The sequence below is a fragment of the Micromonospora sp. MP36 genome, from assembly GCF_008119785.1.
Classification (GTDB): domain Bacteria; phylum Actinomycetota; class Actinomycetes; order Mycobacteriales; family Micromonosporaceae; genus Micromonospora.
Genome location: NZ_VSFA01000309.1, coordinates 1 through 416, shown reverse-complemented (window position 1 = coordinate 416; position 416 = coordinate 1). Strand labels below are relative to the sequence as shown.

The window sequence follows — 416 nt, the reverse complement described above, 5'->3', positions numbered from 1 at the left end:
CTGAACGTGCGCTACGAGGCCCAGCCGAACTTCTACTACTGCGGCCCCGCCGCCACCCGCAACGCACTGTCGGTGCAGGGCAAGAACATCGACGTCGACGCCATGGCCAAGGAAATGGGCACCACCGAGAACGGCACCAACAGCATCAACGACATCACCCCCGTCCTGAACAAGGAAACGGGCAAGAAGGACGCCTACCACTCGGTGGAAATCAAGGACGCCAAGGCTGACGACAAGCAGACCGACACCCTGCGCGCCGACATCGTCCGCACCATCGACGACGGCCGGGCCGTGGTCGCCAACATCGCCGGCACCGCCACCGACACCGACGGCAACACCCACTCCTTCGAAGGCGGCCACTACATCAGCGTCGTCGGCTACCGCGACAACGGGAAGACCGTCACCATCGCCGACTC

1 protein-coding gene is annotated in these 416 nt (G+C 64.4%); it reads left to right on the top strand.

All coding sequences use genetic code 11. The features are described from left to right. Window positions 1–416: C39 family peptidase (locus FXF52_RS41305; protein ID WP_148805089.1), on the top strand; the 416-nt coding region annotated here is incomplete at both ends.